The organism is Mesorhizobium sp. M7A.F.Ca.CA.004.06.1.1 (genome assembly GCF_003999135.1).
In the GTDB taxonomy this organism is placed as follows: domain Bacteria; phylum Pseudomonadota; class Alphaproteobacteria; order Rhizobiales; family Rhizobiaceae; genus Mesorhizobium.
In genome coordinates, this window is the sequence record NZ_RZPQ01000690.1 from 1 (window position 1) to 3,168 (window position 3,168).

The 3,168-nt window shown below is 62.2% G+C and carries 3 protein-coding genes; 1 reads left to right on the forward strand and 2 read right to left on the reverse strand.

Annotated elements, in window-relative coordinates:
- On the forward strand, nucleotides 1-831 hold an 831-nt coding region (locus EN906_RS28410), incomplete at its 5' end, for an NAD(P)/FAD-dependent oxidoreductase (RefSeq protein WP_164777420.1).
- A gap of 3 nt (nucleotides 832-834) precedes the next feature.
- Here the strand turns inward: EN906_RS28410 and EN906_RS28415 are convergent.
- Both EN906_RS28415 and EN906_RS28420 read right to left on the reverse strand, forming a co-directional pair.
- On the reverse strand, nucleotides 835-2,316 hold the full coding sequence (locus tag EN906_RS28415; protein ID WP_127269544.1) for an MDR family MFS transporter: 1,482 nt from the start codon (nucleotides 2,314-2,316) through the stop codon (nucleotides 835-837).
- 204 nt (nucleotides 2,317-2,520) lie between these two features.
- On the reverse strand, nucleotides 2,521-3,168 hold the full coding sequence (locus EN906_RS28420) for a DUF922 domain-containing protein (protein ID WP_245484350.1): 648 nt from the start codon (nucleotides 3,166-3,168) through the stop codon (nucleotides 2,521-2,523).

Consider the following 3,168-nt stretch of genomic DNA (forward strand, 5'->3'; position numbering starts at 1 on the left):
GGGCTGGTCGACAAATTGCTCGAGCAGATCGCGCCGTTCAAGCCTGATTTCAGCTACAACCGAATGGTTTCCAGCCTGGAAAAACTGGAGGACGGCAGTTTTCGCGTCACCACCGACGAAAACGAGGTGTTCGAGGCCAAGGTGGTGGTGATTGCCGCCGGCGGCGGCTCCTTCCAGCCCAAGCGTCCGCCGATCCCCGGCATAGAGCCCTATGAAGGCAAGAGCGTCTTCTATTCGGTGCGCCGGATGGAGGATTTTCGCGGCCATGACCTCGTTATCGTCGGTGGCGGCGACTCGGCACTCGACTGGACGCTGAACCTGCAGCCGGTGGCAAAGAGCGTGACGCTGGTGCACCGGCGGCCCGAGTTCCGTGCCGCCCCCGACAGCGTCAACAAGATGTATGCCATGCAGGAGATGAGGCAGCTGGAGTTCCAGGTCGGGCAGGTGACCGGATTGACCGGTGCCGACGGCCAACTGTCATCGGCCACCATCAAGGGACCTGACGGCGATGTCGAGGTGCCTTGCACGCGCATGCTGCCGTTCTTCGGCCTGACCATGAAGCTCGGACCGATCGCGGAGTGGGGTCTCAACCTTCACGAGAACCTTATTCCGGTCGATACCGAGAAGTTCCAGACATCGGTGCCCGGTATCTTCGCGGTCGGCGACATCAACTGGTATCCGGGCAAGCTGAAGCTGATCCTGTCTGGCTTCCACGAAGTGGCGCTGATGGCGCAGGCCGCCAAGCGCATCATCAGCCCCGGCGAGCGCATCGTTTTCCAGTACACGACCTCATCGACCAGCCTGCAGAAGAAGCTCGGCGTCTCCGGCTGAAGCTTACTCGGCGAGGATGGGCGCCGCATTGTCGGCGTAACCGCGAAGCTCCTTTTCGGGCATCAGCGTCAGCGTGATCAGCCCCAGCAGCAATGTAACGGCGGCGACGGCAAAGATCATCACGAACGGCTCGACCGTCGCGCTATGGCCCACGATCCGCACGCCTTCACCGGCAAGTGGCAAGCCGTAGCCCAGAGCGACCGCGCCGAGCATCGCGACACCAAGCGCACTGCCAAGCGAACGCAGGAATGTCAGCACGCCCGTCGCGACGCCGAGATGCACGCGATCGACGGCGTTCTGGACCGACACGGTGGTGACCGGAAACGTCGTTCCGGTTCCAAACCCGATGCAGATCGTCAAGACCTCTACCTCCAGCAGCGTTGCATATCCTGCGACGACGGCCAGCAGGCAGAGGCACAGCATGCTGAAGACGACGCCCACCATCGCGATGCGCTTGTAGTGGGTAAAATGCGGTATCATACGCCCGCTGAATGCCGCGCCGCCGACGGTCCCCAGCAGAAGCCCGAGCATCGCGATGCCCGACTCTGCGGCCGACAGGCCGAGCACCGCCTGAAGATAGACGGGCAGGTACACAGCCATGCCGACGCTTGCGGCCTGAAGCAGGAACATCGAAAGCGTGCCCGCCAGGACGATTGGATTGCCAAGCACTTCGAGTGAGATGAGCGGCTCGGCGGCTCGCATAAGCCGCAAGGCAAAAGCGCCCCAGAAAATCGCCGAACCGCAGAGAACGCCGATGACTTCAAGCGAAATCCAGGGATAGGCGCTGCCGCCCCAGTTCAATGCGAGCAGCAGCAGCGCCGTGGCAATGATCAGAAGCAACGCGCCCAGGCCGTCGATGCGATGGCGCTTTGCGGCAACGGGCAGTTTCTTGAGCGGCTTGTTGATGATCGCCATCGCAAGAACACCAAGCGGAATGTTGATCCAGAAGATCAGTGACCAGTGCAGGTGCTCTGCGAAAGTGCCGCCGAGCAACGGACCGGCAACGCTGGCGACAGCCCATGTGCCGGAGAACCAGGCGGCATAGCGTGCCCGCTCGCGCGGCGGAACGAGATCGCCGACCACGGTCTGCGTCAACGCGAACAAGCCGCCGCCGCCGGCGCCCTGGATCGCCCGCCCGACAACCAGCACAAACATGTTGGGAGCCATCGCACTGACCAGCGATCCCGCCAAAAAGATCAGGATCGCGGCATAGACGGTCGGCCGGCGTCCGTAGACATCGGAAATCTTGCCGTAGAGCGGGGCCACGGCGGTAGCGGTCAGAAGATAACCGGTGACGATCCATGGCAGATAGTGTGCGTTTCCGAGCGCATGCCCGATGGTCGGCATGGCTGGCGCAACAATGGTCTGGTCGAGTGCCGCCAACAGCATCGACAACAGCACGCCGCCGATAATGGCGTTCTTTTCGCTCTCTGTTATCGGCGTGCCGGTTTCCGCCATCGTTTTGTTATCGACAGCCTGGTCCATGATCGTTCATCCATAAGCTTGCGATTTGACCGGCCCTGTTCAGCCGTTCCGGTTTCTTGACCGTTTGGATCGCATTGGTGTTTTAAGCTCGCGTCTGGCGAGCCTGACATATGTCGTCCCATATAGGCCGGTTTCGACAGGGGCTCGAAAGTTTTTCGAATCTGGCACTACCTCCAGCGAATTTGGCTTTCAGTTCGGGTGCGTTCAGGCCGGCGGCAGTCGGCCGTTGCCGATGCGCTCCATGCGGTAGCGCAGCAGCCGCAAGATGCGGCTTTCGAAATTGACGCTTTCGACGCGGTCGAACTGAAGCTGGGCGCGGTCGTGCTTGGCCAGGACAGCCGCGGTGATCGCGGCCGCCTTGGCCTTGGCGGCATCGCAGTTCTTTTGCGGGTAGGTGGCCTTCAAGGCCTCTTCGAGTTCGCCGCCATGGTTCTTGGCGATTTCGACATGGCGCTCCTCATGGCGCTTGATGTCGGCGGACAGCGTATCCCAGAACAGCCTGACATCGGCGTCGGCCTTGCGCGGGCGGCGCCACTCGGGAAGGATCACCTTCACCTTGACGGTCACCGCCGCGTCGGCGATCCGGCAGGAACTCGGCGTCTGCGCATAGCTGACACGGGTGGTGAAGGCCATCTGCGTGGCGCCCGGGTGCCGGTTGCCGGTGCTTTTCACCTCCGGCCCGCGTTTGGAGAGTTGTGCCTCGATGTCGTCGAGGGTGCTGCCGCCGATGGCGAAATAGCTGTACGTCTTGACGAGATTGGCGGTCGCCGCCGGAAGCGGGGTCATGGCGAGCAGCAGCGCGCAAGCCAAGGATCGTTTCACGCCCAGGGACCGTCTTTTCATGCCAAGCAT

Coding starts and splice junctions, on each gene's coding strand:
- EN906_RS28415 (WP_127269544.1), bottom strand. CDS start 2,316: ATGGACCAGGCTGTCGATAACAAAACGATGGCGGAAACCGGCACGCCG.
- EN906_RS28420 (WP_245484350.1), bottom strand. CDS start 3,168: ATGCTTGGCATGAAAAGACGGTCCCTGGGCGTGAAACGATCCTTGGCT.